At 73.2% G+C, this 25,360-nt stretch carries 20 protein-coding genes; 15 read left to right on the top strand and 5 right to left on the bottom strand.

The features are described from left to right. Positions 1–325 precede the first annotated feature (325 nt). From ACIBBA_RS00130 to ACIBBA_RS00110, 5 genes are all read left to right on the top strand, one after another. Positions 326–1,384 carry an ABC transporter ATP-binding protein gene (locus tag ACIBBA_RS00130; RefSeq protein ID WP_396693374.1) on the top strand — a complete coding sequence of 353 codons (1,059 nt, stop codon included), beginning with the start codon at positions 326–328 and terminating at the stop codon, positions 1,382–1,384. Further along, positions 1,381–2,466 carry an ABC transporter ATP-binding protein gene (locus ACIBBA_RS00125; RefSeq protein ID WP_396692337.1) on the top strand — a complete coding sequence of 362 codons (1,086 nt, stop codon included), beginning with the start codon at positions 1,381–1,383 and terminating at the stop codon, positions 2,464–2,466. Before ACIBBA_RS00130 ends, ACIBBA_RS00125 begins: the two co-directional genes overlap by 4 nt. After that, on the top strand, positions 2,463–3,470 hold the full coding sequence (locus ACIBBA_RS00120) for an ABC transporter permease (protein ID WP_396692335.1): 1,008 nt from the start codon (positions 2,463–2,465) through the stop codon (positions 3,468–3,470). The genes ACIBBA_RS00125 and ACIBBA_RS00120 overlap by 4 nt, the downstream gene beginning before the upstream one ends. Positions 3,471–3,480: 10 nt before the next feature. Next, the gene (locus ACIBBA_RS00115) at positions 3,481–4,467 is read left to right on the top strand and encodes an ABC transporter permease (protein ID WP_396692333.1); all 987 of its coding nucleotides are present in this window, start codon (positions 3,481–3,483) and stop codon (positions 4,465–4,467) included. 154 nt (positions 4,468–4,621) lie between these two features. Continuing rightward, positions 4,622–6,364 carry an ABC transporter substrate-binding protein gene (locus tag ACIBBA_RS00110; RefSeq protein ID WP_396692331.1) on the top strand — a complete coding sequence of 581 codons (1,743 nt, stop codon included), beginning with the start codon at positions 4,622–4,624 and terminating at the stop codon, positions 6,362–6,364. Positions 6,365–6,431: 67 nt separating this feature from the next. On the opposite strand, the gene ACIBBA_RS00105 is transcribed toward ACIBBA_RS00110, so the two are convergent. Then, complete coding sequence (locus ACIBBA_RS00105; RefSeq protein ID WP_396692329.1) at positions 6,432–8,573, bottom strand: prolyl oligopeptidase family serine peptidase; 2,142 nt, start codon at positions 8,571–8,573, stop codon at positions 6,432–6,434. 86 nt (positions 8,574–8,659) lie between these two features. On the opposite strand from ACIBBA_RS00105, the gene mshB reads away from it, so the two are divergent. The 3 genes from mshB to ACIBBA_RS00090 all read left to right on the top strand — a co-directional run bounded on the left by mshB (position 8,660) and on the right by ACIBBA_RS00090 (position 10,602). Further along, on the top strand, positions 8,660–9,583 hold the full coding sequence (gene mshB / locus ACIBBA_RS00100) for an N-acetyl-1-D-myo-inositol-2-amino-2-deoxy-alpha-D-glucopyranoside deacetylase (protein WP_396692327.1): 924 nt from the start codon (positions 8,660–8,662) through the stop codon (positions 9,581–9,583). Further along, the gene (locus ACIBBA_RS00095; RefSeq protein WP_396692325.1) at positions 9,580–10,056 is read left to right on the top strand and encodes a hypothetical protein; all 477 of its coding nucleotides are present in this window, start codon (positions 9,580–9,582) and stop codon (positions 10,054–10,056) included. The genes mshB and ACIBBA_RS00095 overlap by 4 nt, the downstream gene beginning before the upstream one ends. A gap of 81 nt (positions 10,057–10,137) precedes the next feature. Then, positions 10,138–10,602 (top strand): hypothetical protein, encoded by a 465-nt coding sequence (locus ACIBBA_RS00090; RefSeq protein WP_396692323.1) that lies wholly within the window; start codon positions 10,138–10,140, stop codon positions 10,600–10,602. A 690-nt stretch (positions 10,603–11,292) separates the two neighbouring features. Here the strand turns inward: ACIBBA_RS00090 and ACIBBA_RS00085 are convergent. Continuing rightward, positions 11,293–12,297, bottom strand: a complete 1,005-nt coding sequence (locus ACIBBA_RS00085) for a GNAT family N-acetyltransferase (protein WP_396692321.1) — start codon at positions 12,295–12,297, stop codon at positions 11,293–11,295. Positions 12,298–12,377: 80 nt separating this feature from the next. On the opposite strand from ACIBBA_RS00085, the gene fdxA reads away from it, so the two are divergent. From fdxA to ACIBBA_RS00060, 5 genes are read left to right on the top strand one after another with little or no spacing between them, the layout of a single operon-like run. Beyond that, positions 12,378–12,704: a ferredoxin gene (gene fdxA, locus ACIBBA_RS00080; RefSeq protein WP_204941938.1), complete on the top strand. Its 327-nt coding sequence runs from the start codon at positions 12,378–12,380 to the stop codon at positions 12,702–12,704. Beyond that, positions 12,701–13,807 carry a succinyldiaminopimelate transaminase gene (dapC, locus tag ACIBBA_RS00075; RefSeq protein ID WP_396693372.1) on the top strand — a complete coding sequence of 369 codons (1,107 nt, stop codon included), beginning with the start codon at positions 12,701–12,703 and terminating at the stop codon, positions 13,805–13,807. Before fdxA ends, dapC begins: the two co-directional genes overlap by 4 nt. Positions 13,808–13,816: 9 nt before the next feature. Continuing rightward, a complete protein-coding gene (locus ACIBBA_RS00070; RefSeq protein WP_396692318.1) occupies positions 13,817–14,842 on the top strand; it encodes a prephenate dehydrogenase in 1,026 nt (341 codons plus the stop codon). Between the two features lie 55 nt (positions 14,843–14,897). Then, entirely contained in the window at positions 14,898–15,542 is a 645-nt protein-coding gene (locus ACIBBA_RS00065; protein WP_396692316.1) for an SIMPL domain-containing protein, read from the top strand. Continuing rightward, positions 15,542–16,189, top strand: a complete 648-nt coding sequence (locus ACIBBA_RS00060; RefSeq protein WP_357051292.1) for a nucleoside/nucleotide kinase family protein — start codon at positions 15,542–15,544, stop codon at positions 16,187–16,189. Before ACIBBA_RS00065 ends, ACIBBA_RS00060 begins: the two co-directional genes overlap by 1 nt. Here the strand turns inward: ACIBBA_RS00060 and ACIBBA_RS00055 are convergent. Both ACIBBA_RS00055 and ACIBBA_RS00050 read right to left on the bottom strand, forming a co-directional pair. After that, on the bottom strand, positions 16,166–18,805 hold the full coding sequence (locus ACIBBA_RS00055) for a hypothetical protein (protein ID WP_396692314.1): 2,640 nt from the start codon (positions 18,803–18,805) through the stop codon (positions 16,166–16,168). The genes ACIBBA_RS00060 and ACIBBA_RS00055 overlap by 24 nt on opposite strands. Before the next feature lie 261 nt (positions 18,806–19,066). Then, on the bottom strand, positions 19,067–19,624 hold the full coding sequence (locus ACIBBA_RS00050; RefSeq protein WP_350871554.1) for a sugar O-acetyltransferase: 558 nt from the start codon (positions 19,622–19,624) through the stop codon (positions 19,067–19,069). A 140-nt stretch (positions 19,625–19,764) separates the two neighbouring features. Here ACIBBA_RS00050 and ACIBBA_RS00045 point away from each other — a divergent pair, with 140 nt between their 5' ends. Then, complete coding sequence (locus ACIBBA_RS00045) at positions 19,765–23,100, top strand: S8 family serine peptidase (protein ID WP_396692311.1); 3,336 nt, start codon at positions 19,765–19,767, stop codon at positions 23,098–23,100. A 54-nt stretch (positions 23,101–23,154) separates the two neighbouring features. On the opposite strand, the gene dapD is transcribed toward ACIBBA_RS00045, so the two are convergent. Beyond that, positions 23,155–24,114, bottom strand: coding sequence for a 2,3,4,5-tetrahydropyridine-2,6-dicarboxylate N-succinyltransferase (dapD, locus tag ACIBBA_RS00040; protein WP_396692309.1), 960 nt, complete (start codon positions 24,112–24,114; stop codon positions 23,155–23,157). A gap of 79 nt (positions 24,115–24,193) precedes the next feature. Here dapD and dapE point away from each other — a divergent pair, with 79 nt between their 5' ends. Beyond that, positions 24,194–25,267 carry a succinyl-diaminopimelate desuccinylase gene (gene dapE, locus ACIBBA_RS00035; protein WP_396692307.1) on the top strand — a complete coding sequence of 358 codons (1,074 nt, stop codon included), beginning with the start codon at positions 24,194–24,196 and terminating at the stop codon, positions 25,265–25,267. Positions 25,268–25,360 lie beyond the last annotated feature (93 nt).

Genomic DNA, 25,360 nt, shown 5'->3' with positions numbered 1-25,360 from the left:
CGGCCCACCACTGGCGAGCCTGATGCCTCAGCGGCATATTGATACCTCTGCGGCATACCGTTCCGGAGACACCTTCCCCGGCGCCGGGTCACCCGGCGTCACCGTGCTCGCCGGTGAAGAGGGGGTAACGGCGTACGTGGATGTGCTGGTGAGGGCTGTTCACGCCCGTTGCCGACTCGTTACGCTGACGCCCGCTGACAGTTCCCGGCTTTGTAGCTTATTTTCACCCTCAGGGCTTTCCTGTAAGTTCTCTTCGTCACTGAGGGAGGCGGTCGTGCAGAGGCCGGAGTCGGCGCCGTCCGGGCAACCGGAGCACCGCCCCAGCGTGCCGGAGCAGCAGCGCGGCACCGACGGGCCCTACCTCCGGGTGAGCGACCTGCGGGTCCGCTTCGACACCGAGGACGGCGTGGTTCGCGCGGTGGACGGGGTGTCCTTCGCGGTGGAGCGCGGCCGGACGCTCGGCATCGTCGGTGAGTCCGGCTCGGGCAAGAGCGTCACGTCGCTGGCCATCCTCGGCCTGCACAACGCCACGCGGACCGCCATCAGCGGCGAGATCTCCGTCGGCGGCCGGCAACTGGTCGGCCTGCCGGAGGAAGAGGTACGCCGGCTGCGCGGCCGGGACATGGCGATGATTTTCCAGGACCCACTGTCGGCGCTGCACCCGTACTACACGGTGGGCCGGCAGATCGCCGAGGCGTACCGGGTGCACCACCCGCGGGCCGGCAAGCGGGAGGCCAAGCAGCGGGCGGTGGACATGCTCGGCCGGGTCGGCATTCCGCAGCCGGCCCGCCGCTTCGACCAGTACCCGCACGAGTTCTCCGGCGGCATGCGTCAGCGCGCGATGATCGCGATGGCCCTGGTCAACGACCCGGACCTGCTCATCGCCGACGAGCCGACCACCGCGCTGGACGTCACCGTGCAGGCGCAGATCCTGGACCTGCTGGCCGACCTCCAGGCCGAGTTCCACTCCGCGATCATCCTGATCACGCACGACCTGGGCGTGGTCAGCCAGGTGGCCGACGACGTGCTGGTGATGTACGGCGGTCGGGCCGTCGAGCAGGGCGGCGTCGAGCAGGTGCTGCGCCGGCCGCAGCATCCGTACACCTGGGGGTTGCTCTCCAGCGTGCCCTCCCTGCACGGCGACGCGGACGCGGACCTGGTGCCGATCCGGGGCAACCCGCCGAGCCTGATCAACCTCCCCTCCGGGTGCGCCTTCCACCCGCGCTGCCGCTACGCCGACCGCAACGGCGACCGGTCCCGCACCGAGGTGCCCGAGCTGAGTCCGACCGGTGAGGAGGGTCATCTGGCCGCCTGCCACCTGACCGTCGAGGAGCGGACCCGGCTCTACCGGGCGGACATCGCAGACGTGGGGGTGGCCCGATGAGCGGGCAGGACGACGCGGCGGTGCAGCCGACGGCTGAGGTCGAGCCGCTGCTGCGGGTACGCGGGCTGAGCAAGCACTTCCCGGTGGGCAGCGGGTTCCGTGGCCGGAGCCTGGTGCGCGCCGTGGACGGGCTGGACTTCGACGTGCGACCGGGCGAGACGCTCGGCCTGGTCGGCGAGTCCGGCTGCGGCAAGACCACCACCGGGCGGATGCTGGTCCGGCTGCTGGAGCCCACCTCGGGGACGATCGAGTTCGACGGGCGCGACATCACCCACGCCGGCCGCCGCGAACTGCGCCCGCTGCGCCAGGACCTCCAGATCATCTTCCAGGACCCGTACGCCTCGTTGAACCCGCGGCACACCGTCGGCCGGATCATCGCGATGCCGTTGCAGGTCAACGGCATCGAGCCGCCGGGCGGGACGAAGGCCCGGGTGCGGGAGCTGCTGGAGATCGTCGGGCTCAACCCGGAGCACTACAACCGGTACCCGCACGAGTTCTCCGGCGGGCAGCGGCAGCGGATCGGCATCGCCCGGGCGCTGGCGCTGCGACCGAAGCTGATCGTCGCCGACGAGCCGGTCTCCGCGCTGGACGTCTCGATCCAGGCCCAGGTCATCAACCTGCTCCGCGAGCTGCAACGCGACCTCGGGCTGGCGTTCGTCTTCATCGCCCACGACCTGGCCGTGGTGCGGCACTTCTCCCAGCGGGTCGCGGTGATGTACCTCGGCCGGATCGTGGAGATCGGCGATCGGGCCGACATCTACGAACGCCCGCAACATCCGTACACCCGGGCGCTGCTCTCGGCGATCCCGGACGTGACGAAGCTCGGCCCGGCCGGCCGGATCCGGCTCGCCGGCGACGTGCCCACGCCGCTCGACCCTTCGTCGGGCTGCCGGTTCCGCACCCGGTGCTGGAAGGCACAGGACATCTGCGCCACCGAGGGGCCGGCACTGGTGCCGCGCTCCGGTGGCAACCAGGCCACCGCCTGTCACTTCCCGGAGTCGGGCCCGGTCGGGGCGGACGCCGTGAGCGGCCCGCGAAGCGACGGGTCGGTGGGCGCGAGCGTCGAGGAGGTGGCGAGGTGAGCCTGTCCCCGGTGGAGGGTGTGGCGCTGGCCGAGATCGAGTCGAGCGGTGACCCGGCGGCGCCCGAGCGCTCGGGCGTCGTCGGCCGTTCGCCCGGCCAGCTCGCCTGGATCCGGCTGCGCCGGGACCGTACCGCGATGGTCAGCGGCGCGATGCTGATCTTCTTCCTGCTGCTGGCGCTCGCCGCGCCGCTGATCGAGATGGTCTACGGGATCGGGCCGCGGCAGCAGTTCCAGCATCTGCTCGACGGCTTCGGCATGCCGCTGGGCTACGCCGGCGGGGTGAGCGGCGGGCACTGGTTCGGCCTGGAGCCGGGGCTCGGGCGGGACATCTTCATCCGGCTGATCTACGGCCTACGTACCTCGCTCTTCATCGCGTTCGCCGCCGCGGTGATCACCGCGACGATCGGCATCGTGCTCGGCACCCTCGCCGGCTACCTCGGTGGCTGGCTGGACGCCGTGATCAACTGGATCACCGACCTGACCCTGGCGATGCCGTTCCTGGTCATCGCGCTGGCCCTGACGCCGACCCTGGTGCTGCGCTTCTACGGCGAGCGGGAGCAGGTCTCCTCGGCGTTCGGGGTGGGGGTGCTGATCGGCGTCTTCGCGATCTTCGGTTGGACGAGCACCGCCCGGCTGGTCCGCGGCCAGGTGATCGCGCTGCGCGAGCGGGAGTTCGTCGAGGCCGCCCGGGCCAGCGGGGCCGGGCTCGGGCACATGCTCTTCCGGCAGCTGCTGCCGAACATCTGGGCGCCGATCCTGGTCTCGTTCTCCCTGGCCGTGCCGCAGTTCATCACCAGCGAGGCCGCGCTGTCGTTCATCGGCGTCGGGTTGAGCGACGAGACGCCGAGCTTCGGCCGGATGATCTATCGCAGCCTGGACTACCTGCAGACCGACCCGGCGTACGTGTTCTTCCCCGGCATCACGATCTTCGCCCTCGTGTTCGCCTTCAACCTCTTCGGCGACGCGCTGCGCGACGCGCTCGACCCGAAGTCGTCCCGGTAGGGGTGTCCCCATGGCGCGATTTCTGATCAAGCGGATCTTCTCCGCCACGCTGACCCTCTTCGCGGTGAGCGTGCTGACCTTCCTGATGTTCTTCGCCCTGCCGCGCGACCCGGTCACCGGCATGTGCCCGAAGAACTGCAACCCGGAGCGGCTGGAGCGGGTCCGCGAGGAGTTGGGGCTGCGCGACCCGCTGATCAGCCAGTACGCCGGCTACATGAAGGGCATCGTCACCGGGCGGGACCTGGGCAGCGCCCAGGGCGGCCGGTGCGACGCGCCCTGCCTGGGCTGGTCGTACGTCACCAACGAGGCGGTCTCGGACACGATCGGCCGGGTGCTGCCGGTGACGCTGAGCATCGTGATCCCGGCGGCCGTCCTCTGGCTGCTGCTCGGCGTCGGGCTGGGCATGGTCTCCGCGCTGCGCCGGGGCACCTGGCTGGACCGGCTGGCCATCGGCTTCTCGCTCACCGGCGCCTCGCTGCAGCTCTACTTCGTCGGCGCGGTGCTGCTGCTGGTCTTCGTCTACAACCTGCGGCTGCTGCCGGTGCCCAGCTACACCTCGCTCTTCGACAATCCAGTCAAGTGGGCCAGTGGGCTGGTGCTCGCCTGGGTCTCGCTGGCCTTCCTCTTCTCCGCCATCTACGCCCGGCTCTCCCGGGCCCAGATGCTGGAGACCCTGTCGGAGGACTTCGTGCGTACCGCGCGGGCCAAGGGCCTGGCCAAACCCAAGGTCTACGGGCGGCACGCGCTGCGCGCGGCGATCACCCCGGTCGTCACCATCGCCGGCCTCGACGTCGGCGGAGCGCTCGGCGGGACGGTGATCACCGAGACCACCTTCGGCATCCAGGGGCTGGGCCGGACGGCGGTCGACGCGGTGCGCTCCGGCGACCTGCCCACCATCATGGCCACCGTGCTGATCGCGGCGGTCTTCGTGGTGCTGGCGAACGTCCTGGTCGACCTGCTCTACGCGGCCATCGACCCCCGGGTGCGGCTGCGCTGACCGGGCCGCCGCCGGCGACGTGTCGGCCGGTGGGCAGGCGGTGAAATTTATCGACAACTGTTACACAACTCGAAGGTTTTCTTCTTTACGATCCTCGGGACGTCGGCGGTTCCACCTCCGGCGGACCGCACGACACAGGTGGAGGAGGTACGAGATGCGACCACGCGTAGCGGCCGCCACAGGCGGCGCGATCGCACTGGTTCTGGCGTTGGGTGCGTGCTCGAAGAACACGGGCGAGGGCACCAGCGTCGACACCAATCGCACGCAGACCGGGGTCATCGCGACCGACCCGAAGGAGTCCCAGGGCCCGGCCGCCGAGGTTGCCGGGGCGCAGAAGGGCGGCACCTTCACCATCATCCGGGAGACGCCGATCTCCCACCTGGACCCGCAGCGGACGTACTCGTTCGCCGGCCTGATGGCGAACCCGCTCTTCGCCCGCTACCTGACCACCTGGAAGGACGACGGCAAGGGCGGCCTGGTCCTCGTCGGCGACCTGGCCGAGACGCCCGGCACCAACGTCAACAACGACTGCAAGGTCTGGGAATTCAAGATCAAGGACGGCGTCAAGTTCGAGGACGGGCGGCCGATCACCTCCAAGGAGATCGCGTACGGCATCGCCCGCTCCTTCGACCCGGACCTCTCGGGCGGCCCGACCTACATCCAGGAGTGGCTCGCCGACACCGCGCAGTTCGACACCAAGTGGGACTTCAAGAAGAACAAGACGTCGCTGCCGCCCGGACTGACCACCCCGGACGCCAAGACGCTGCGTTTCGAGTTCGCCAAGCCCCGCTGTGACCTGCCGTTCGCGGTCTCGCTGCCGACCACCGCGCCGCTGCCCGCGGACAAGGACACCGGCGTCAACCTGGACACCCAGCCGTTCTCCTCGGGGCCGTACAAGATCGCCAAGAACCAGGTCGGCGTGCAGATCACCCTGGACCGGAACCCGAACTGGGACCCGAACACCGACCCGGTCCGGCACCAGTACCCGGACCAGTTCGTCTGGAGCTTCGGCCCGACCGCCGACGCCGCCGCCAACCGGGTGATCGCCGACAACGGCGCCGACCAGAGCGCGCTCTCCTGGAACTACGTGCCCGCCTCGCTGGTCGCCAAGGTGGCCGGGGACGCCGCGCTGAAGTCCCGCACCATCCTCTCGCCGACCCCGAGCGCGAACCAGCTCGTGATCAACAACCAGCGGGTCACCGACCTGAAGATCCGCCAGGCGCTCAACTACGCCATCGACCGGGAGGGCCTGGTCAAGGCGCTCGGCGGGCAGACCGTCGCGGCGCCGCTGACCACGCTGATGCCGCCGTCGACGATCGGCTACAAGGCGTACGAGGCGTACCCGGCCGGCGCGAACGGCGACATCGACAAGGCCAAGGAGCTGCTCGGCGGTCAGACCCCGGAGCTGGTCCTCGGCGTCGCCGACAGCTCGACCGAGCAGCAGGAAGGCACCCAGCTCAAGGCCAACCTGGAGCGGGCCGGTTTCAAGATCACGCTGCGGAACATCCCGGACGACGCGAAGCTCGACGAGGTCAAGAAGAAGGACAACCCCTGGGACCTCTACATCGGTAACTGGGCCGCGGACTGGCCGAGCGGCGCCTCGATCCTGCCGGTGCTCTACGACGGCCGCACCATCAAGCCCGAGGGCAACAGCAACTCGGCCTTCTTCAACGACCCGGCGATCAACGCCGAGATGGACCGCATCCTGGCGATGCCCCCGGCCGAGCAGGGCCCCGAGTGGGGCAAGCTCGACGAGCGGATCATGAAGGAGCACGCCCCGGTGGTGCCGCTCTTCGTCGACGTGGCCTACGCGGTGCACGGGTCGAAGGTCGGCGGGGTCTTCATCTCCAGTGTCTTCGGCTACCCGTCGTTCGTGAACGCGCACGTCAAGCCGTAACGCACCGCACGGACGGGCCCCCGGTCGACAGCGCCGTCGACCGGGGGCCGCCTTGTCTCCGCGGGCCTCACAGGTTGGCGCGGAGGAAATCCAGCTCCAGCCGGAGCAGCCGCTCGGCGGTGCCGCCGGCGGCCATGTGCGTCGCGCCGGTCAGCGGCAGCACCGAGTGCGGCCGGCCGGAGGCGAGCAGAGCCGCCGAGAGCCGCAGCGTGTGCGCGGCCACCACGTTGTCGTCGGCCAGCCCGTGCACCAGCAGCAGCGGCCGGGCCTGGTCCGGGCCGGTCAACGGCTCGGCGGCCAGCTCGACCAGTGAGTGGTGGGCGTAGACGTCCATGCCGTCCTCGGGCATCCCCAGGTAGCGCTCGGTGTAGGCGGTGTCGTAGAGGGCCCAGTCGGTCACCGGGGCGCCGGCGATGGCGCACCGGAACAGCTCCGGGTGGCGCAGCAGCGCCAGCCCGGCCAGCCAACCGCCGAACGACCAGCCGCGCACCGCCACCCGGCCGAGGTCGAGGTCCGGGTGCTTGCCGGCCAGCGCGGTCAGCGCGTCCACCTGGTCGGTCAGGACCACGTCGGCCACCCGCCGGTGGATCGCCTTCTCGAACGACGGCGCGACGCCGGGAGTGCCCCGGTTGTCCACCACCACCACCGCGAAGCCGGCGTCGGCCCACCACTGCCGCTCCAGCCAAGCCGCCCGGGCGGCGAGCACCTCCTGGTGGCCCGGGCCGCCGTAGACGTCCAGCAGCACCGGCAGCCGGCGGCCGGTGACGTAGTTGTTCGGATAGAGCACCGCGCTGGGCAGCCGCCGGTCGGTCACCCGCTCCAGCAACGGCAGCGGCGAGTACGGCGGGGTGGCGGCGTGCGAGGTGAGCACCGCGACCTCCTCGTCGCCCCGGTACACCGTCCAACGCGTTCCCGGGTGGTCCAGCGAGGCGACCCCCACCACCAGCACGTCCCCGCCGACCGCGGCGCTGTGCCAGCCGGAATCGGTGGTCAACCGGCGAGCGTCCACCCCGCCCCCGATCGAGGTGCGCACCCGGAACAGGTGCCGCTCGCTCGGCTCGCCGTCGCTCGCCTCGACCAGCAGGTCGGCCGGGCCGGCGGCGGCGGGCAGGCGGCCCACCACGCGGCGTACGTAGAGCGAGGGCGGAGTGAGCAGCGTGCCGTCGGCGAAGAGGCACCGCGCGTCGTAGCCGTCGTGGGCCAGCTCGCCACCAACCAGCACCCGGCCGTCCGGCAGGTGCGCCGGGGTGCCGGCGATCGGCTCGACCCACCTCGGGTCGGCCAGCTCGGCGTGCACCTGGGTCTCGCCGGTGCGCGGATCCACCGCCAGCACCAGGCCGTGCTGCTGGGAGCGGCGCAGCACGGTGATCAGTGGACCGCCCTCGGCCCAGCTCACCCCGGTCAGGTACGGGTACGTCTCCCGGTCCCAGTGCACGTCGACCCAGCCGTCGTCGAGGTCGAGCAGGTGCAGGCTGACCTCCGCGTTAGGCCCGCCGGCGCGGGGGTACGCGACGGTGGTCGGCGGGCTGGCCGGGTCGGCCGGGTCGTGCAGGTGCCAGCGGTCGAGGCGCGACTCGTCCACCCGGGCGGCGAGCACCGAGCGGCCGTCCGGCGCCCACCAGTAGCCGCGGAACCGGTCGAACTCCTCCGCCGCGATGTGCTCGGCCAGCCCCCACGTCACCCCGGCGTCCTCGCCGGCGAGCAGGCTGTCGGTGCCGTCGGCGTCCACCACCCGCAGCTCGCCCCGGCGGACCCCGTCGGCGGCGTCGGTGACGTACGCCAGCCGCTCGCCGGTCGGGTCGGGCCGGGGGTCGATGACCGGACCGACCGTGGTCACCTCCACCACGTCGCAGTGCACCAGGTCGGCCCGGAACAGCCGGCCGGCGAGCGCGAAGACCGCCACCCGGCCGGCGGCGTCCAGCGCGTACGAGCCGATTCCGGCGGCGCTGAGCCGCAGCCGCTCCCGCAGCGCCCGCTCGCCCGGCGAGAGCGCGGCCGGGTCGCCGTCGGCGCCGAGCAGCGTCGCCGGATCGGCGACCAGCCGCTCCTCGCCGGTGGCGACGTCCAGGAGCCAGAGCGCGTCGGCCGGGTCCTCCGGCCCGGCCGAACGCAGGAAGATCACCCGGGAGCCGTCGTCGGCCACGGAGATGGCGCGCGGCGCGCCGTGGCTGAACCGGCGGGTGCGGGCGGCCAGCTCCGGAAAGTCCACAGGCCCGATCGTAGGACGGGCGCCGAGGTGATGTGGCCGACCTGCGTGGACGCGTCGAGGCCGGCCGGGCGGAACCGCCGGTTAGAGTGACGGGCGTGACGACGCTGCCCGACCGCCGGCTGCTGCTGGTCCACGCGCACCCCGACGACGAGTCCATCGGGACCGGTTCGACCATGGCGCACTACGCCGCGACCGGTGCCCACGTGACGCTGGTGACCTGCACGCTCGGCGAGGAGGGCGAGATCCACGTGCCGGCGCTGGCGCAGCTCGCCGCCGCCGAGGCCGACCAGCTCGGCGGCTACCGGATCGCCGAGCTGGAGCGCGCCTGCGCCGCCCTCGGGGTCACCGACCACCGCTTCCTCGGCGGAGCCGGCCGCTACCGCGACTCGGGCATGATGGGGCTGTCGACCAACGATCACCCGCGGGCCTTCTGGCAGGCCGACCTCGACGAGGCCGCCGGGCACCTGGTCGAGATCATGCGCGAGCTCCGCCCGCAGGTCATGATCACGTACGACGACAACGGCTTCTACGGGCACCCGGATCACATCCAGGCGCACCGGGTGGCGATGCGGGCCGCCGAGGTGGCCGCCGTCGAGGGCTTCGCGCCGGCCAAGATCTACTGGACGGCGATGCCGCTCAGCGTGCTGGAGGCCGGGATCAGCCACTTCGCCGAGTCGTCCGACAATCCGTTCGCCGGCATCGAGGACCTCACCGAGCTGCCCTTCGGCACCCCGGACGAGCAGATCGCCGCCCGGATCGACGCCACCGACCAGCACGCCGCCAAGGAGGCGGCGATGCGGGCGCACGCCACCCAGATCCCGGACACCTCCTGGCTCTACTCGATCGCCGGCAACTTCGGCAGCGAGTTCATGGGCGTGGAGTACTACACACTCGCGGTGGGGGAGAAGGGGCCCGGCCGCGGGCGGTACGGCTGGGAGGACGACCTCTTCGCCGGGATCACCGACGTCGGCGTCGACCGGGCCCCGGTCGCGGCGGCCGGCCTGCGATGACGCTGCCAGCCGCCGCCCCGATGTCGGTCGTTCCGGACGAGACCAGCCCGCCGCCGGCGGGCCCGCCGCCACGAGTGGTCGACGTTGGTCTGCGGGTGGCCGGCGGCCTGGTCGCCGTCGCGGCGGGCGTGCTGACCGGGGTGGTGGAACTGCTGTTCGCCACCGCCCGGATCGCCGGGCAGTTGGTCGGGGTGTCGGTGCTCGTGGCGATCGCCGCGAACATCGTGCTGAGCTGGTTCGCCCACGAGGCGGTCGGCCGCCGGTGGGCGGTGGCGCTTCCTGCGGTGCCCTGGTTCCTGCTGATGGCGGTCTCCGCGGTGCGGACCTCCGAGGGGGACCTGCTGCTCGCGGGCGACAACTGGGTCGGCCTCGCCATGATCGTGGCCGGTGCGATGACCTTCGCGGTGATGGGCTTCCGGCAGATCCTGGCGCCGCCGCACGGGGCGTCCGCGCCACCCGCACCACACGGGTGATGACGACAGTCAGGTACAGGTGGTAGATATTCCTGCCAGGAAACCGCCCCGGGGGTGGGCGGTACGGCGGGAGGTCGTGCGATGGACAAGCGGTGGCGCGATGTCGGAGTGCTCGCGGCGGCACTCTTCGCGGTCAACGTGGTCGCCCGGCTGATCATCCACTTCGGCTTCGACGGTGACGACACCGCTGCCGACCGGGTGTCGCTGGGCATGTTCGTGGTGATCGGGCTGATCCTGGCCGCGGTCGCGTTCGCCTGGGGCCGGCGCCGGCCGCTCGGCGCGTGGGCCGCCGACGTGGCGGCCGCCGTGCTGGTGGCGATGCTGCTGACCGTGCTGGTCGGCCCGCTGCTGGTCGGCAACAACCCGTTCTCGGGCGGTGCGGGCACGTTCTTCGCCCAGATCTGGCTCTACCTGGCGGCCACGATCGCCGGGACGCTCATCGGCTACCTGCTGCTGACCGCGCTCGGCCGCGACCACCGCTCGCAGACCCTCAAGCGGTACGCCGAGGTCAAGACCGCCAAGCCCCGCCGGGTCGTCCGCCGCTGACCCGCCGCCCTCCCCGCATCGATCCCGGCCCTCGCGCGGCGGTCCCGGCCTCGCGCGGCGGTCTCAGCCTCGGGCGGCGGTCCCGGCCTCGGGTGGCGGTCCCGGCCTCGGGTGGCGGTCCCGGCCTCGGGCGGCGGTCCCGGCCTCGCGCGGGTGCGGCTTGGCGGGGTGATCGACTCCGTTTCGCCAAAATGGCGGTGACGGGGGCATGGGGATACCGCCATATCGGCGACATGGAGTGGATCTTTCGCCGGAGGACCGGCGTTGGGGTGCGCCACGGCGGCTTCGGGCAGCAGCAGCCGCGCGCCGGCCGACAGCCGCGCGGGGCAGGCTCGGTGGGGTGATCGACTCCGTATCGCCGATGTGGCGGTCACCGGGGCATCGCGATGCCGCCATGTCGGCGACATGGAGTGGATCTTTGCCGGAGGACCGACGTTGGGGTGCGCAAACGGCGACCTCGGGTCGCGTCAGCCGCGCGGTCGGGCGTCAGTCGGGCGGCGGGCGTCAGTCGCGCGGTGGGTGGGACGTCGAGCGGCGCGGCATGATCGACTCGCCTTCTCGGAAGGCGGGGTATCCGGCGAGCGGGAGCGCCCGGGTTCAGTGATCCCGAGTCGATCTCAGCCCGGTTCGGCAGGGACCGGGGGCTGGATCGCCGCAAGCGCCGGCGTCAACGAGCCCTCGCCCGTCGCGTCAGGGCAGGGTCAGGTGTGGGGCGACGCGGGTCAGGTACGTGTGGTGGGTGGTGAAGCCGAGCCCCTGGTAGAGGGCGACGGCCCCGGTGTTGCTCTGCTCGACCTGGAGGAAGGCGCGGGTCGCCCCGGCCGCCGCACCCCAGTCGGCGAGCGCCCGGATCACCCGGCCGGCGAGCCCCTGCCGGCGGGCCTGCGGCAGCACCTCGATGAGGCTCAACCCCAGCCACCGCCCCGGCCCGGTCACGGTGCCCCGGCCGATGCCGACCAGCGCGCCGTCGGCGTACGCGTGGGCGAAGCGGATCTGGTCCACGGCGGTGAGCACGTGCCGGGCGGCGTCCGGGAGGCCGCCCTTGCGCCCGGCCGCGACGGCCAGCCACTCCTGCGTTGGCGCTGCCGCCAGCTCCACCACCGCCGTCGCGACCTGTGCCGACGCCGGTGTGGCCGGCCCGAGCGGGGTGGCCGTGACGGGGGCGGCCGGGAGGGGGAGCGGAGCGGTCTGCACCAGCACCGGCGGGCGGCTGGACCAGCCTCGACGGTCCAGTTCGGCCCCGACCGGCGCGGCGAGCGGCAACGGGGTGTTGATCATGGGGGTCAGGTCGTGCTCGGTGTACCAGCGTTCGACCGCGTCCACCGCCGCCGGCAGCGGGCGGTCCGGGTCGCCGACCGGCAGCGCGGAGTTGGCCCGGCCGGTCCAGCCGTCGGCGGCGCGCAGCAGCCAACCGCCCAGCCGGCCACGGGTCGGCGCCGGCCACGCCTCGTCGGCGGCCAGCTCCAGCTCGATCACAGCGGCCGCGGTCGGACGGCGGGTCGGCGGCACCCGCTTGGCCCGGTGCACCTCGTCCCGCGCCACCCGCAGCGGGCCCTGCGCGGTGGCCAGGGTGAGATGGGTCTCGTTCAGCTCGACCAACTCGCCGAGGGCGTCCGAGAAGAGCGGCCGGCCCTCGCGAATCCCCACAATCCGGCGAACCACGATCCGGTGTCCCACATCCTGCTGACCCAGCATCGATCGACCCCCTCCCCGGCGAGATACTAGGCTCTTACCGTCGCGGGAGATCGCGGCGCGTCTTGCGGAGGAGAAGACCGGTGACCTACATCATCGCCGAGCCGTGCGTGGATGTGCTCGACAAGGCATGCATCGAGGAGTGCCCGGTCGACTGCATTTACGAGGGCAACCGGATGCTCTACATCCACCCCGACGAGTGCGTCGACTGTGGTGCCTGTGAGCCCGTCTGCCCGGTCGAGGCGATCTTCTACGAGGACGACGTCCCGGAGCAGTGGAAGGACTACACCGGCGCCAACTACGAGTTCTTCGAGGACCTGGGCTCGCCCGGGGGCGCCTCGAAGATCGGCAAGGTGGAGAAGGACGCGACCTTCGTCGCCGCGCAGGCACCGCGCGGCGAGGGCCACTGAACCGGCCCGCGCCGGTCTCGGCACGGCTGCCCGAGTTCACCTGGGACACCCTGGACGCCGCGGCCGCCCTGGCCGCGGCGCATCCGGCGGGCCTGATCAACCTCTCCATGGGTACGCCGGTCGATCCGGTGCCCGAGGTGATCCGGCAGGCGCTCGCTGACGCGTCCGACGCACCCGGCTACCCGCTGACCGCCGGCACCCCGGCGCTGCGCTCGGCCATCGCCGCCTGGGTGGCCCGGGCCTGCGGCGCCGGGATCGACGGCCTCGGTGTGCTGCCGAGCATCGGCTCCAAGGAGCTGGTCGCCTGGCTGCCCACCCTGCTCGGCATCGGCCCCGGCGACGTGGTGGTGGTGCCCTCGATCTGCTACCCGACGTACGAGGACGGGGTCCGGCTGGCCGGTGCCACCACGGTCCGTACCGACTCGCTGACCTCGGTCGGCCCGACGTCGCGGGTCCGGCTGGTCTGGGTCAACTCACCCGGCAACCCGACCGGCCAGGTGCTGCCCGCCGCCCACCTCCGCAAGGTGGTCGACTGGGCCCGGGAGCGCGGCGCGGTGGTCGCCAGCGACGAGTGCTACCTCCCCCTCGGCTGGTCCGCCGAACCGGTCTCGGTGCTCTCGCCCGAGGTCTGCGGCGGGTCGTACGAGGGCGTGCTGGCGCTGCACTCGCTCTCCAAGCGCTCCAACCTGGCCGGCTACCGGGCCGGCTTCGTCGCGGGTGACTCGGCGCTCGTCGCCGAGTTGCTCAAGGTGCGCAAGCACGCCGGGATGATCGTGCCCGCCCCGGTGCAGGCGGCGATGGTGGCCGCGTTGCAGGACGAGCGGCACGCCGACGAGCAGCGGGAGCGCTACCGCGCCCGGCGTGAGGCGCTGTACCACGCGTTCACCGGGGCCGGCTTCACGGTCGAGCACTCGCAGGCGGGCCTCTACCTCTGGATGACCCGGGGCGAGGACTGCTGGCAGACGGTCGACTGGCTGGCCCGCCGGGGCATCCTGGTCGCCGCCGGCGTCTTCTACGGCCCGGCCGGCGGTCAGCACGTCCGTGTCGCGCTGACCGAGTCCGACGAGCACGTCGCGGCCGTCGCCGGCCGGCTGCGCGACTAGCGCCGCGTCATGGTCGACGGGTCGGGCCGGCAGCCGAGAGTCGCCGTGGTGGGCACCGGCCTCATCGGCGGCTCGATCCTGCTGCGCCTGCACGGCGTCTACCCGGACGTCGTCGGTTGGGATCCCGATCCCCGCACCCGGGCCGAGGGGCGCGAGCGGGGGGTGCGCTTCCCCGACGATCTGGGCGAGGCGGTCCGCGACCGGGACGTCGTGTTCCTCGCCGGCCCGCTGCCGAGCCTGCCGGAGACGCTGCTCGCGGTGGCCAAGCAGACCGACGACCGCTGCGTGATCACCGACGTCGGCAGCACGAAGGGCTCGGTCGCCGCCTTCGCCGCCGAGCACGGGTTGACCGACCGGTTCGTTCCCGGACACCCGATGGCGGGCACCGAGCGCTCCGGGCTGACCGCCGCGGTACCGGCGCTCTTCGACGGGGCTGCCTGGGTCCTCTGCCCCGCCGCCGAGGGCATCGAGCCGTTCCGGAGGTTGGTCGGCCTCATCGTGGACGTGTTCGCGGCCCGCGTGGTGCCGATGTCCCCGGCGGTGCACGACTCGGTGGTCGCCCTCTCGTCCCACGTCCCGCATCTGCTGGCCGGGAGCCTGGCCGGCGCGGTGGCCGGCTCGGAGCTGCGCGACGCGGTGCTCGGGCTGGCCGCGGGGAGCTTCCGGGACGGCACCCGGGTGGCCGGCACCCCCGCCAGGCGGACCGCCGACATGCTCTTCAACAACCGGGAACAGCTGCTCCGGCAGCTCGGCAGGGTCAGTGCCCTCCTCGACGAACTGGCCGACGCGCTGCGCCGGGACGACCTGGACGCGCTGGTCGGGCAGTACCGGCGGGCGCAGGACCTGCGCACCGCCCTGCTCGATCGGGACCTACCGGCGGGCCGGGAGGAGTTGCCGGCCGGCGGGGATCACGCCGCCGAGCTGGCGTACCTGCTGGAGCTGGGGTCGGCCGGGGGATACCTCACCGGGTGTCGCGCCGGCGCCGGTGTCGTGACGTACCTCGGGCACCGGCCGGTGACCACCGAGCCGGCGTGACGGCGGCTCGTCGTGCGAGCCGGCGCGCGGGTCCAGCCGCGACTAGGGTGAGGGCATGGCGGACGGGCCGGTGGTGACGGTGCGCGGTGAGGCCTACCGGGAGGTGGCGCCAGAGTTGGCCCGCTTCTCGGTGACGGCGACCGCGCGGGACAGGGACCGGGAGACCACTCTCACCCGGCTGGCCGAACGGGCCGCGGCCGTCCGCGTCCTGCTCGACGGCGCTGGTTCGGCGATCGCCCGCCGGGAGACCGGTGATCTGCTGGTGTGGCCGGAGACCCGGCGCTCCACCGAGCGGGTGGTTGCCTGGCACGGCGGCGTCACCACCACCGTCACGGTCACCGACTTCACCGCCCTCGGCGAGCTGATGCTGCGCCTGGCCGACCAGGAGCAGGTCGAGGTGGCGGGCCCCTGGTGGTCCCTGCGCCCCGACAGTCCGGCGCACCGGGAGGCCCGGCACGCAGCGATCTCCGACGCGTTGTCCCGGGCCCGGGAGTACGCCGAGGCGCTCGGCGCGCGGGTCACCGGCTTGATCGAGCTCGCCGACACCGGGCCCGCCGACCGGCCGATGATGGCCAGGATGGCGTTTGCCGGCGGCGCGGAGGGCGGCGGCCGGCCGGAGCTGGAGCTGGACCCGCAGCCGCAGCCGGTGCAGGCGGCCGTGCAGGCCCGCTTCTCGATCACCGAGCCGGCCCTGGGCTGATGCCGGAGGCACGGGTCTTCCCCGTCGACGAGCTGGTGGCCCGGGCGCGCGCCCTGGCCGAGGCCGGGCCGCGCCAGCTGCTCGGCATCGCCGGAGCGCCGGGTGCCGGCAAGTCCACGCTGGCCGAGCGGATCGTCGGTGAGCTGGGCCCGGTCGCCCGGCTGGTGCCGATGGACGGCTTCCACCTCGCCCAGTCCGAGCTGCACCGGCTCGGTCGCGCTGAGCGCAAGGGCTCGGCCGACACCTTCGACGCCAACGGCTTCGTCTCGCTGCTGCGTCGCCTGCACCGGCTCGAACCCACCTCGGTCTACGCACCGGTGTTCCGGCGCGACCTGGAGGAGCCCATCGCCGGGGCGATCGAGGTCCCGCCGGAGGTGCGGCTGGTGGTGACCGAGGGCAACTACCTGCTGGTGCCGGAGACGCCCTGGGACGAGGTGCGGTCGCTGCTGCACGAGGCCTGGTTCCTCGACCTCGACGCGGAGCTGCGGCTGCGCCGGCTGACCGCCCGGCACGAGGCGTACGGCCGGACGGCCGAGCAGGCTCGGGCCTGGGCGCTGGGCAGCGACGAGACCAACGCCGCGCTGGTCTCCGACACCGCGGACCGGGCGGACCTGGTGGTGCGGCTAGCCGACCCCCCGCCGCTGTGACGGCACCGCCCGTCTGAGCAGCCGGGCCACCCGGGCCCGTTCGTAGTGGAACTCGGCCGCGTCCGGGTAGCCGCTGTGGCTGCGGATCGGCGGGTCGGCCACCTCGCCGCCGCTGGGATGCAGCGCTTCCGGGTCCCGGACGGCGAGGTCCCGCTCGCCCGCGTTGACCGGCCAGCCGAGCGGGTCGGTGTCCCGCCAGAAGTTGGTCCAGCCGGTCCGGCCGGGCGGGTTGGTCAGCGCCTCCGTCACCGTGGGCAGCCGGTCCGGCCCGAAGTACGCGGGAAAGACCCGCCCGTACAGCCGGGTGAGCTGGCAGCCGTAGGAGAAGTACCAGATCCGCCGACGCCACCTCGCCGGCAACTGGAGGATCACCGCTGCGCAGATCACCGTCCCCTGGCTGTGCCCGGAGAGGATGATGCCGTCCATCCGGCGCGGGTCGTGCCGGTTCAGGGCGAGCAGCCCGGCGATCCGGGTCTGCAACTCGGGCACCGCCCGCTCGGAGTAGCTGGGTGGGGCGAGCGGGTGGGCGGTGCGCGGCCAGAACGTGCCGACGTCCCAGACCACCCCGACGGTGCGACGCACGGTGTCGTTGCGGTAGACGAGCGCGCCGATCGTGGCGACCAGCACCGGCAGCCAGCTGAGCATCGAGTCGCCGACGTCGGAGACCGCCTTCAGCACGGCCGAGCCGTCGGTGGCCGCGGCGGGGTGCGGTCGGGCGTGCGAGAGAGCGGCCGCGCAGCCGAGGGTGATCAGCGCGGCGGCGGCGACGGCGTAGCAGCCGGTCAGCCGGATGGCGTGCTCCCCGACCAGCCGGTGCAGCGCCCGGTAGGCGCTGACGTCGCGGCAGCGGCGCAGCTCGTGCAGGGAGAGGGTGTGTCCGGGCGGCACCAGTTCGGCGTACTCCCGGCGGCGCAGCCGGTGAAAGAGCAGGCCGGCCCGGAGCAGGGTGATCACGAGCGCGAGGAGCGCGGCGGCGAACGCGAGCCCCGCCCACAGCACCGGGGTGGGCGGGACGATGGCCGATCGTCCGGTCGGGGTCGCCGCGCCGTCGAGCCGGTCGGTCACCCAGTAGATCAGCCCGGCGCAGTTGGCGATGCAGAGCAACCACCCGAAGCCCGCGATCACGGCGGGCCCCCGGCCGCCCCAGGCCAGGTCGGTGTGGGGCGCCAGCGGTTGGACATCGACGGCCGCGCGGGTCCGGGGGAGCACCAGACCGACCGCGGCGAGCGCGATGGCCGGCACGGCGAGCACCCAGACCGGCGGCGCCCAGGACACCGGAGATGTTCCGGGCAGCCAGCCCTCCATCCAGATCACCGAGGCGGTGAGCAGCAGCCCGGCCGCGCCGGGCGCGGCCAGCGCGCGGCGGCCGGACCGGGCGACCGCACCGATGGCGATCAGCAGCAGCAGCTGCCCGGTGGCCAGCCACGCGATGATCCAGTCGTACCCGGGCAGCGAGCGGTCGGCGCCGCACCCCGGGAGAGCAGAGTCGCGGGCGCATCCGGGCGGCGGGCGCAGCTCGCGCAGCGGGGTGCCGGCCGGCCCGGCGGGCAGCAGCAGGAGCGTGACGGTGCCGGCCACGGCGAGGGCGGCGAGCACGGCGACCGCGAGGCTCCACGGTCCGAGGGGGGTGTCGCCGGCCCGCCGGGTCAGGTAAGGCCGGCCGAGCCCCACGACGGCGATCACCAGCACCGCCGCGCAGACGGCGACGGTGGGCCAGGCTACGACGGCACGGACGCCCCGCGGCGGGTCCATCGCCAGTACGGTGCCGAGCGGCACCGCCACCGCGACCACCGTGCCGGTGCAGAGGTGCAGCACGGCGCCCCGGCGCAACTGCCCCTCCCCGAGCCAGAAGGTCGGGTCCTGCAACGGGTTCGTCGGGTCCTCCGGCGGCGGTTCGGGTGCCGGTGGCGGCTCCTGCGGCGGCTGGGCGACCGGGGGCGACGCGTCGGTGGGCGCCTCGACCGGCGGTCGCAGGTAGGCGCTGGTGGCCGGGTCGGCCGGCATCTCGGCCTCGTACTGGTAGGTGCGCCAGGCCACCATTCCGAGCACCGCGAGCAGGCCGAGCGGGACCAGCAGTCCGACCGCGAGCGCGTGCGCGCCCTCACTCCACCAGCCGTGGGCGAGGAACTCCCACGGCCCCGGAATCCGGCCCAGGCAGGCGTCGTCCACGCACTGCCAGCCGATCAGGTCCACGCCGATCCCGGTCACCGCGACGACCAGGGTGCTGGTCAGGCTCAGGCAGAAGACCCGGATCAGCCAGGCGGTGATGCCGGAACGGCTGGCCCAGCGCTCCTGGTCCGGGTCCGCCGGGATTCCCGGTCGGGCGTGCAGCGCCACGTTGGCCAGGGTGAACGGCAGCAGCAGCGTCCACAGTGCGCGTTCCACGTCGCGCGCGGTGCGCCCGCCGGAGGTCAACTGCCCCCAGCTGTACGCCTCGACCACGAGCGGGTCGTCCGATCCGCCGCCGGGGGCCCGGTAGAAGCCGGTCACCTCGCCGCCGGCGACCAGCCGCGGTTGGGGCGGGTCCCCGCCCGGTTCCGGGGGCAGGCCGAGGGTCTGGCCCGGGGGCGTGTTGGACACCCCGTGCACCCGTAGTTCCAGCACCCGACCGCTCATGCCGGCACTCCGCTGCGCTGCGTGTCGGCATGAGGCACCAGCGCGCTGAGTCGATGATTCGCTCGCTGCCGCTCGCTCATGCCGGCACTCCGCTGCGCTGCGTGTCGGCATGAGGCACCAGCGCGCTGAGTTGATGATTCGCTCGCTGCCGCTCGCTCATGGCGCCTCCCGGTGGCGACGTCACTACCCAGTGTGCTGGATGGTGAGTCGACCCGCCATCGGTCGAAGGAGCCGTTTACGCAGGTGAAAGCCTTGATCGGGTTATTCGACCGACCGTGCCGGGCGGGCCGGGTTGCCGAGCGCGACGACGTTCGGTGGTAGATCCCGGGTCACGACCGCGCCCGCCCCGACGACGGTGTTCGCGCCGACGGTGACGCCGGCGAGCACGATCGCGCCGCCGCCGAGCCACACGTTGTCGCCGATGGTGATCGGCTTGGCCGCCTCCCACTTCGCCCGCCGCGGTTCCGGTTCGACCGGGTGGGTCGGGGTGAGCAGTTGGACGTTCGGCCCGACCTGGACGTCGGCGCCCAGCGTGATCGGCGCGACGTCGAGGAAGACCGCGTTGAAGTTGACGAAGCAGCGCGGCCCGATCCGGATCCGGTCGCCGTAGTCACAGTAGAACGGGGGACGTACCCAGGTCTCCTCGCCGACTTCGCCGAGCAGGTCGCGCAGCGCCGCGAGGCGGGCCTGCGGGTCGCCGGCGGGGCTGGTGTTGAAGCGTTCCATCAGTCGGGCGGCGCGGTCCAGGTCGGCGGTGATCGCGGGGTCGTCGGCCAGGTACAGCTCGCCGGCGAGCATGCGTTCCTTCATCGACGTCACCGGCCGATCATGCTGGCCGGGCCGGCGGTCCGCCGGCAACTCAGTCATCTTTCCGACTTTTCAACACATACCGGGTATGCAATCCTGACGGTTGTCAATGTGTCTCCCGTTGGTAACGACGCTCCACCGAGGAGGTTCCGTTGCAAGGAATCACAAGAATCATCGGGATCGGTCTGGTGCTCACGCTGGTGCTCGGCACACCGGCGGCCGCCACGGCCGCGCCCCCGGCCGGGCCGGGCGCCACGAACGCCGCCCCGCCGGCGGCACCGACGACCGGCCGTCCGACCACAGTCACCCTGCTCACCGGGGACCGGGTGACCGTCACCGCGTCCGGGGCGGCCAGCGTGCGCCCGGCCGAGGGGCGTGCGCACATCCGCTTCCTGACCCGGCGGGAGCGGGGTCAACTCTCCGTCGTACCGCAGGACGCCCTGCCGCTGATCCGCGCCGGCCGGGTCGACCGGCGGCTCTTCGACGTCACCGGGCTGATCGCGGCCGGCTACGACGACGCCCGGCGCGACCACCTGCCGGTGCTGCTCGCCCGATCGCCCGGGGCCGAGCGGCGGGCCGCCGCGCCGGCCGGCGTGACGATCACCCGTGACCTGCCCGCGATCGGTGGCCTCGCCGGCACCGCGGCCAAGGACCGGGCCGGCGAGATCTGGGCGGCGGTCACCGGCCGGGCCGGCGGTCGGGTCGACGCGGCGGGGGGTGTCGACCGGATCTGGCTCGACGGCCGGCGGCGGATCAGCCTCGATCACAGCGTGCCGCAGATCGGCGCGCCCGCCGCCCACCAGGCCGGCTACACCGGTCAGGGCGTCCGGGTCGCGGTGCTGGACACCGGGATCGACACCGGCCACCCCGACCTGGCCGGTCGGGTGGCCGAGGCGCACAACTTCACCGAGGAGTCCGCGCCGGGTGACCTCGTCGGACACGGCACCCACGTCGCCTCCATCATCGCCGGCAGCGGCGCCGCCTCGGGCGGCCGTTACCGAGGAGTCGCGCCGGACGCGACCCTGCTCTCCGGCAAGGTCTGCGAGACCCAGGGCTGCCCCGACTCGGCGATCCTGGCCGGTATGCAGTGGGCCGCCGTGGACCAGCGCGCTGATGTGATCAACATGAGCCTCGGTGGGTCGGACACCACGGAGATCGACCCGCTCGAGGAGGCGATCAACCGGCTCACCGCGCAGACCGGCACGCTCTTCGTGGTCTCCGCCGGCAACGACGGCGGATTCGCCCCCGTCAGCTCGCCGAGCACCGCCGACGCGGCGCTCTCCGTCGGCGCGGTCGACCGCGCCGACGCGCTCGCCGACTTCTCCAGCCGGGGCCCACGGGTCGGCGACGAAGGGATCAAGCCCGACCTCACCGCCCCGGGGGTCGAGATCGTCGCGGCCCGGGCCGCGGACGGCTTCATCGGTGACCCGGTGGGCGAGGGTTACGTCTCGCTCTCCGGCACGTCGATGGCCGCCCCGCACGTCGCAGGCGCGGTGGCGCTGCTCGCCCAGCAGCACACCGACTGGGCGGCCGGGCAGCTCAAGGCCACCCTGATGGCGTCCGCGAAGCCGCACCCGGAGCAGAGCGCGTACCAGCAGGGAGCCGGTCGGGTCGACGTGGCCCGGGCGATCACCCAGACCGTCACCAGCGACCCGGTGAGCGTCTCGTTCGGCCGGGCGCTCTGGCCGCACGGCGACGACACCCCGATCACCCGGGAGGTCACCTGGCGCAACGACGGACTGGCGCCACTCGACCTCGACCTGACCATCGAGGCCAGCGGCCCGACCGGCTCGCCCGCCCCGGCCGGGATGTTCGCGCTGAGCGCGACCCGGGTCACCGTGCCGGCCGGCGGAACGGCGACCGCCACGGTCACCGCGGACACCCGGACCCCGGGCGCGGACGGCTACTACACCGGCCGGATCGTCGCCCGCTCCGGTGCGGCGGTGGCGGTCACTCCGCTCGCCGTGCACCGCGAGGTGGAGAGCTACACGCTGACCGTCCGGCACCTGGACGACGCCGGCGCCCCCGCCGGCGACGCGTTCACCGTCCTCGCCGGGCTGGAGAGCTACGTCAGCTACGACGTGTCGGACCCGGACGGCACCGCCGAGTTGCGGGTGCCGAAGGGCCGGTACGGGGTGTTGTCCTTCATCTCCGGTGGGGACGAGGAAAATCCGCGGACGGCGCTGATGGCCCGCCCCGAGCTGGTGTTGGACCGGGACATGGCGATCGCCATCGACGCCCGCCAGGCGAAGCCGGTCCGGAGCACGGTGCCGGACCGGTCGGCCACGCCGGTCCTGGTCGAGGTCGGGGCGACCGTGCTCGCCGCCGATGGCGGCTCGAACGGCTTCAGCCTGGTGGGCCTGGACTTCACCGGGCTTTTCAGCGGACAGCACGGCCCGGCCGGATCGCCGGAGCGGTTCCTGGGCACGGTGAGCAGCCAGTGGGCCGACCGGGCGGTGGCGAGCAGCCCGTATCTCTACGCGCTCAGCGAGGGCTTCCCCGGGCGGCTGCCGACCGGCTTCGACCGGCACTACCGCAGCCGTGACCTCGCCACGGTCACTCAGCAGTTCCGTGGCGGCTACCCCGGGCTGGACGCCGAGCGGGTGGTCTTCCCGCAACTCGAGCCGGACGTGGGCGGCTGGGCGGCGGTCCTGCCCACGGCGGTGCCCGGGCAGCGGATCGAGTACTACAACACCCGCGGGGTCCGCTGGAACGCGGAGCTGACCTTCGGCGTACCGACCGAGGAGGGTTGGCTCGAACCCCGGGCGGTGCTGGTCGACGACGCCCGGGAATACCGGGCCGGCCGGCACCTGCGGCAGAGCTGGAACAGCGCGCCGTACGGGCCGTCCTTCCCGGCGCCGCGCTGGCCTGGGCAGGGCATCACCCGGCAGGGTGACCTGATCCTGCTGGACGTGCCGTTGCACAGCGACGCCGAGGGTCACGCCGGCGGGTCGATCGCGGACAGCGCCCGGACCGCCCTCTACCGCAACGGGGCGCTGGTCGGCGAGAACACCGACCCGGGCTACGGCGAGTTCGAGGTGCCGGCGGGTGCCGCCAACTACCGGTTGGAGACGGTGACCAGGCGCAGCTTCACCGACCTCAGCACCGAGGTCGGCGCCGCGTGGACGTTCCGGTCCCGGCACGTGCCCGGCGAGGACTTCGCCCGGCTGCCCGCGATGGCGGTCCGCTTCGCGCCTGCGCTCGACGCGGCGAACACCGCGCCGGCCGGCCGGAGCTTCGCCATCCCGGTCAAGGTGGAGCGGCAGCCCGGAGCGCCGTCGGCCCGGGTCGCCGCGCTCACCGTCGAGGTCTCCTACGACGGCGGGACGACCTGGCAGCGGGCCCGGCTGCACCCCGGCCGGGACGGCTGGACGGCCACCGTGCGGCACCCGGCCGGCCCCGGGTACGCGTCCCTGCGGGCGACCGCCCGGGACACCGCGGGCAACACGGTGAGCCAGCACGTGCTCCAGGCGTACCGGTTGCGCTAGGGCGTACCCCCTCCGGGTCCGCGGGGTTCCCGCGGACCCGGAGGCGGGCGGCCGTCAGTCGTTGGCGTGCAGCGCGGCGTTCAGCTCGATGCCCCGGCCGGTCCGCGGCTTCGCCTCCAACGCGCCGGTGACCGAGTTGCGCCAGAAGAGCAGGCCGTCGACCCCGGAGAGCTCGCGGGCCTTGACCACCCGGCCGTCCGGCAGGGTGATCTTCGAGGCGGCGGTGATGTAGCAACCGGCCTCGACCACGCAGTCGTCGCCGAGCGAGATGCCGACCCCCGCGTTCGCGCCGACCAGGCTCCGCTCGCCGATGCTCACCTTCTCGGTGCCACCACCGGAGAGCGTGCCCATGATCGAGGCGCCGCCGCCGATGTCGGAGCCGTCGCCGACCAGGACGCCCTGCACGATCCGGCCCTCGACCATGGAGGTGCCGACCGTGCCGGCGTTGAAGTTCACGAAACCCTCGTGCATGACGGTGGTGCCGGCGGCCAGGTGGGCGCCGAGGCGGACCCGGTCCGCGTCGGCGATCCGCACGCCGGCGGGGACCACGTAGTCGGTCATCCGGGGGAACTTGTCCACCCCGTAGACGGCGAGGTGCCGGCCCGCCGTGCGCTCGATCACCCGCAACTCGTCGACCCGCTCCGGCGGGCACGGTCCGGCGGAGGTCCAGGCCACGTTCGCCAGCTTGCCGAAGATGCCGTCCAGGTTCAGCTCGTTGGGCCGGACCAGGCGGTGGGAGAGCAGGTGCAGCCGGAGGTACGCGTCCGGTGCGTCCTTGATCGGGTCGTCCAGCGAGCCGATCACGGTGACCACCTCGACGGCGCGCAGGCCGGGCAACCCTCGCTCGCCGATCGCCCCGGGCGGCAGGTCGAGCACGTCCGCCTTCTCCTCGCCGGAGACCAGCGGCAGCTCGCCGAGCCCCAACTTCCCGGTCGGGTACCAGGTGTCGAGCACCTGATCGTCGGCGGTGACGGTGGCCAGGCCGATGCCCCAGGCCGATTGTGCGGACGTCACTGCTCCACCTCTCGTTCGCGGCTGTGACGGCGGACGCTCGCTCCTCGCCGCCACCGGGTCTGACGGTACCGTGCGAACCATGGAGAACCCGCTTACCCCCGAGGTCCTCGCCGATCCGGTGGCGCTCACCCGTGTGCTCGTCGACATCGAGTCCGTGTCTCTCAACGAGAAGGCGATCGCCGACTGCGTGGAGGAGGTGCTGCGGGGCGTGCCGCACCTGAGCACCTACCGGCATGGCAACACGGTGATGGCGCGTACCGACCTGGGCCGAACACAGCGGGTGGTGCTGGCCGGGCACCTGGACACGGTGCCGCTGAACAACAACTTCCCGTCCACGATGCGCGGCGACCTGATGTACGGCTGCGGCACCTCGGACATGAAGTCGGGCGTCGCGTACGCCCTGCACCTCGCGGTGACGCTGCCCGATCCGCGTTACGACGTCACGTACTTCTTCTACGAGGCCGAGGAGATCGAGTCGAAGTACAACGGGCTGCACCTGGTCGCCCAGGCGCACCCGGAGTGGCTCGAGGCGGACTTCGCGGTGCTGCTGGAGCCGACGTACGGCATCGTCGAGGCCGGTTGCCAGGGCACCATGCGGGCGATCGTGTCCACCAGCGGCGTGCGGGCCCACTCGGCGCGCTCCTGGCACGGGGTGAACGCGATCCACGCCGCCGGCGAGGTGCTGCGCCGGCTCCAGACGTACGAGGCGCGGCGGGTGAAGATCGACGGCTGCGACTACCGCGAGGGTATGAACGCGGTACGGATCCACGGCGGGGTCGCCGGCAACGTGGTCCCGGACCGGTGCGAGATCGAGGTCAACTACCGGTTCGCCCCGGACCGCACCCCGGCCGACGCGGAGGCCCACCTGCGGGAGGTGTTCGCGGGCTTCGAGTTGGCCGTGACCGACGCCGCCGCCGGTGCCCCGCCCGGCCTGGAGGCGGCCCCGGCGAAGGAGTTCCTGGCGGCGGTGGGCGCCGCGCCGATCGGCAAGCTGGGCTGGACGGACGTGGCCCGGTTCGCGGCGATGGGGATTCCGGCGCTGAACTTCGGCCCGGGCGACCCGAACCTGGCGCACCACCCCGACGAGCACGTCGAGATCAGCAAGATCCGCGACGGCGCCGCCACCCTGCACCGCTGGCTCGCCCCCGCCTGACCCGCCCCGTACGACGACCGAGGCCTGGGGGGCCGGGGGGGGGCGGGGGGGGGGGGGGGCGGGGGGGGCGCGCGGGGGGGGGGGGGGCGGCGG

This window comes from Micromonospora sp. NPDC051006, assembly GCF_044456245.1.
In the GTDB taxonomy this organism is placed as follows: domain Bacteria; phylum Actinomycetota; class Actinomycetes; order Mycobacteriales; family Micromonosporaceae; genus Micromonospora.
The sequence above is the reverse complement of the archived record's forward strand: the minus strand, read 5'-3'. Positions and strand labels throughout refer to the sequence as shown.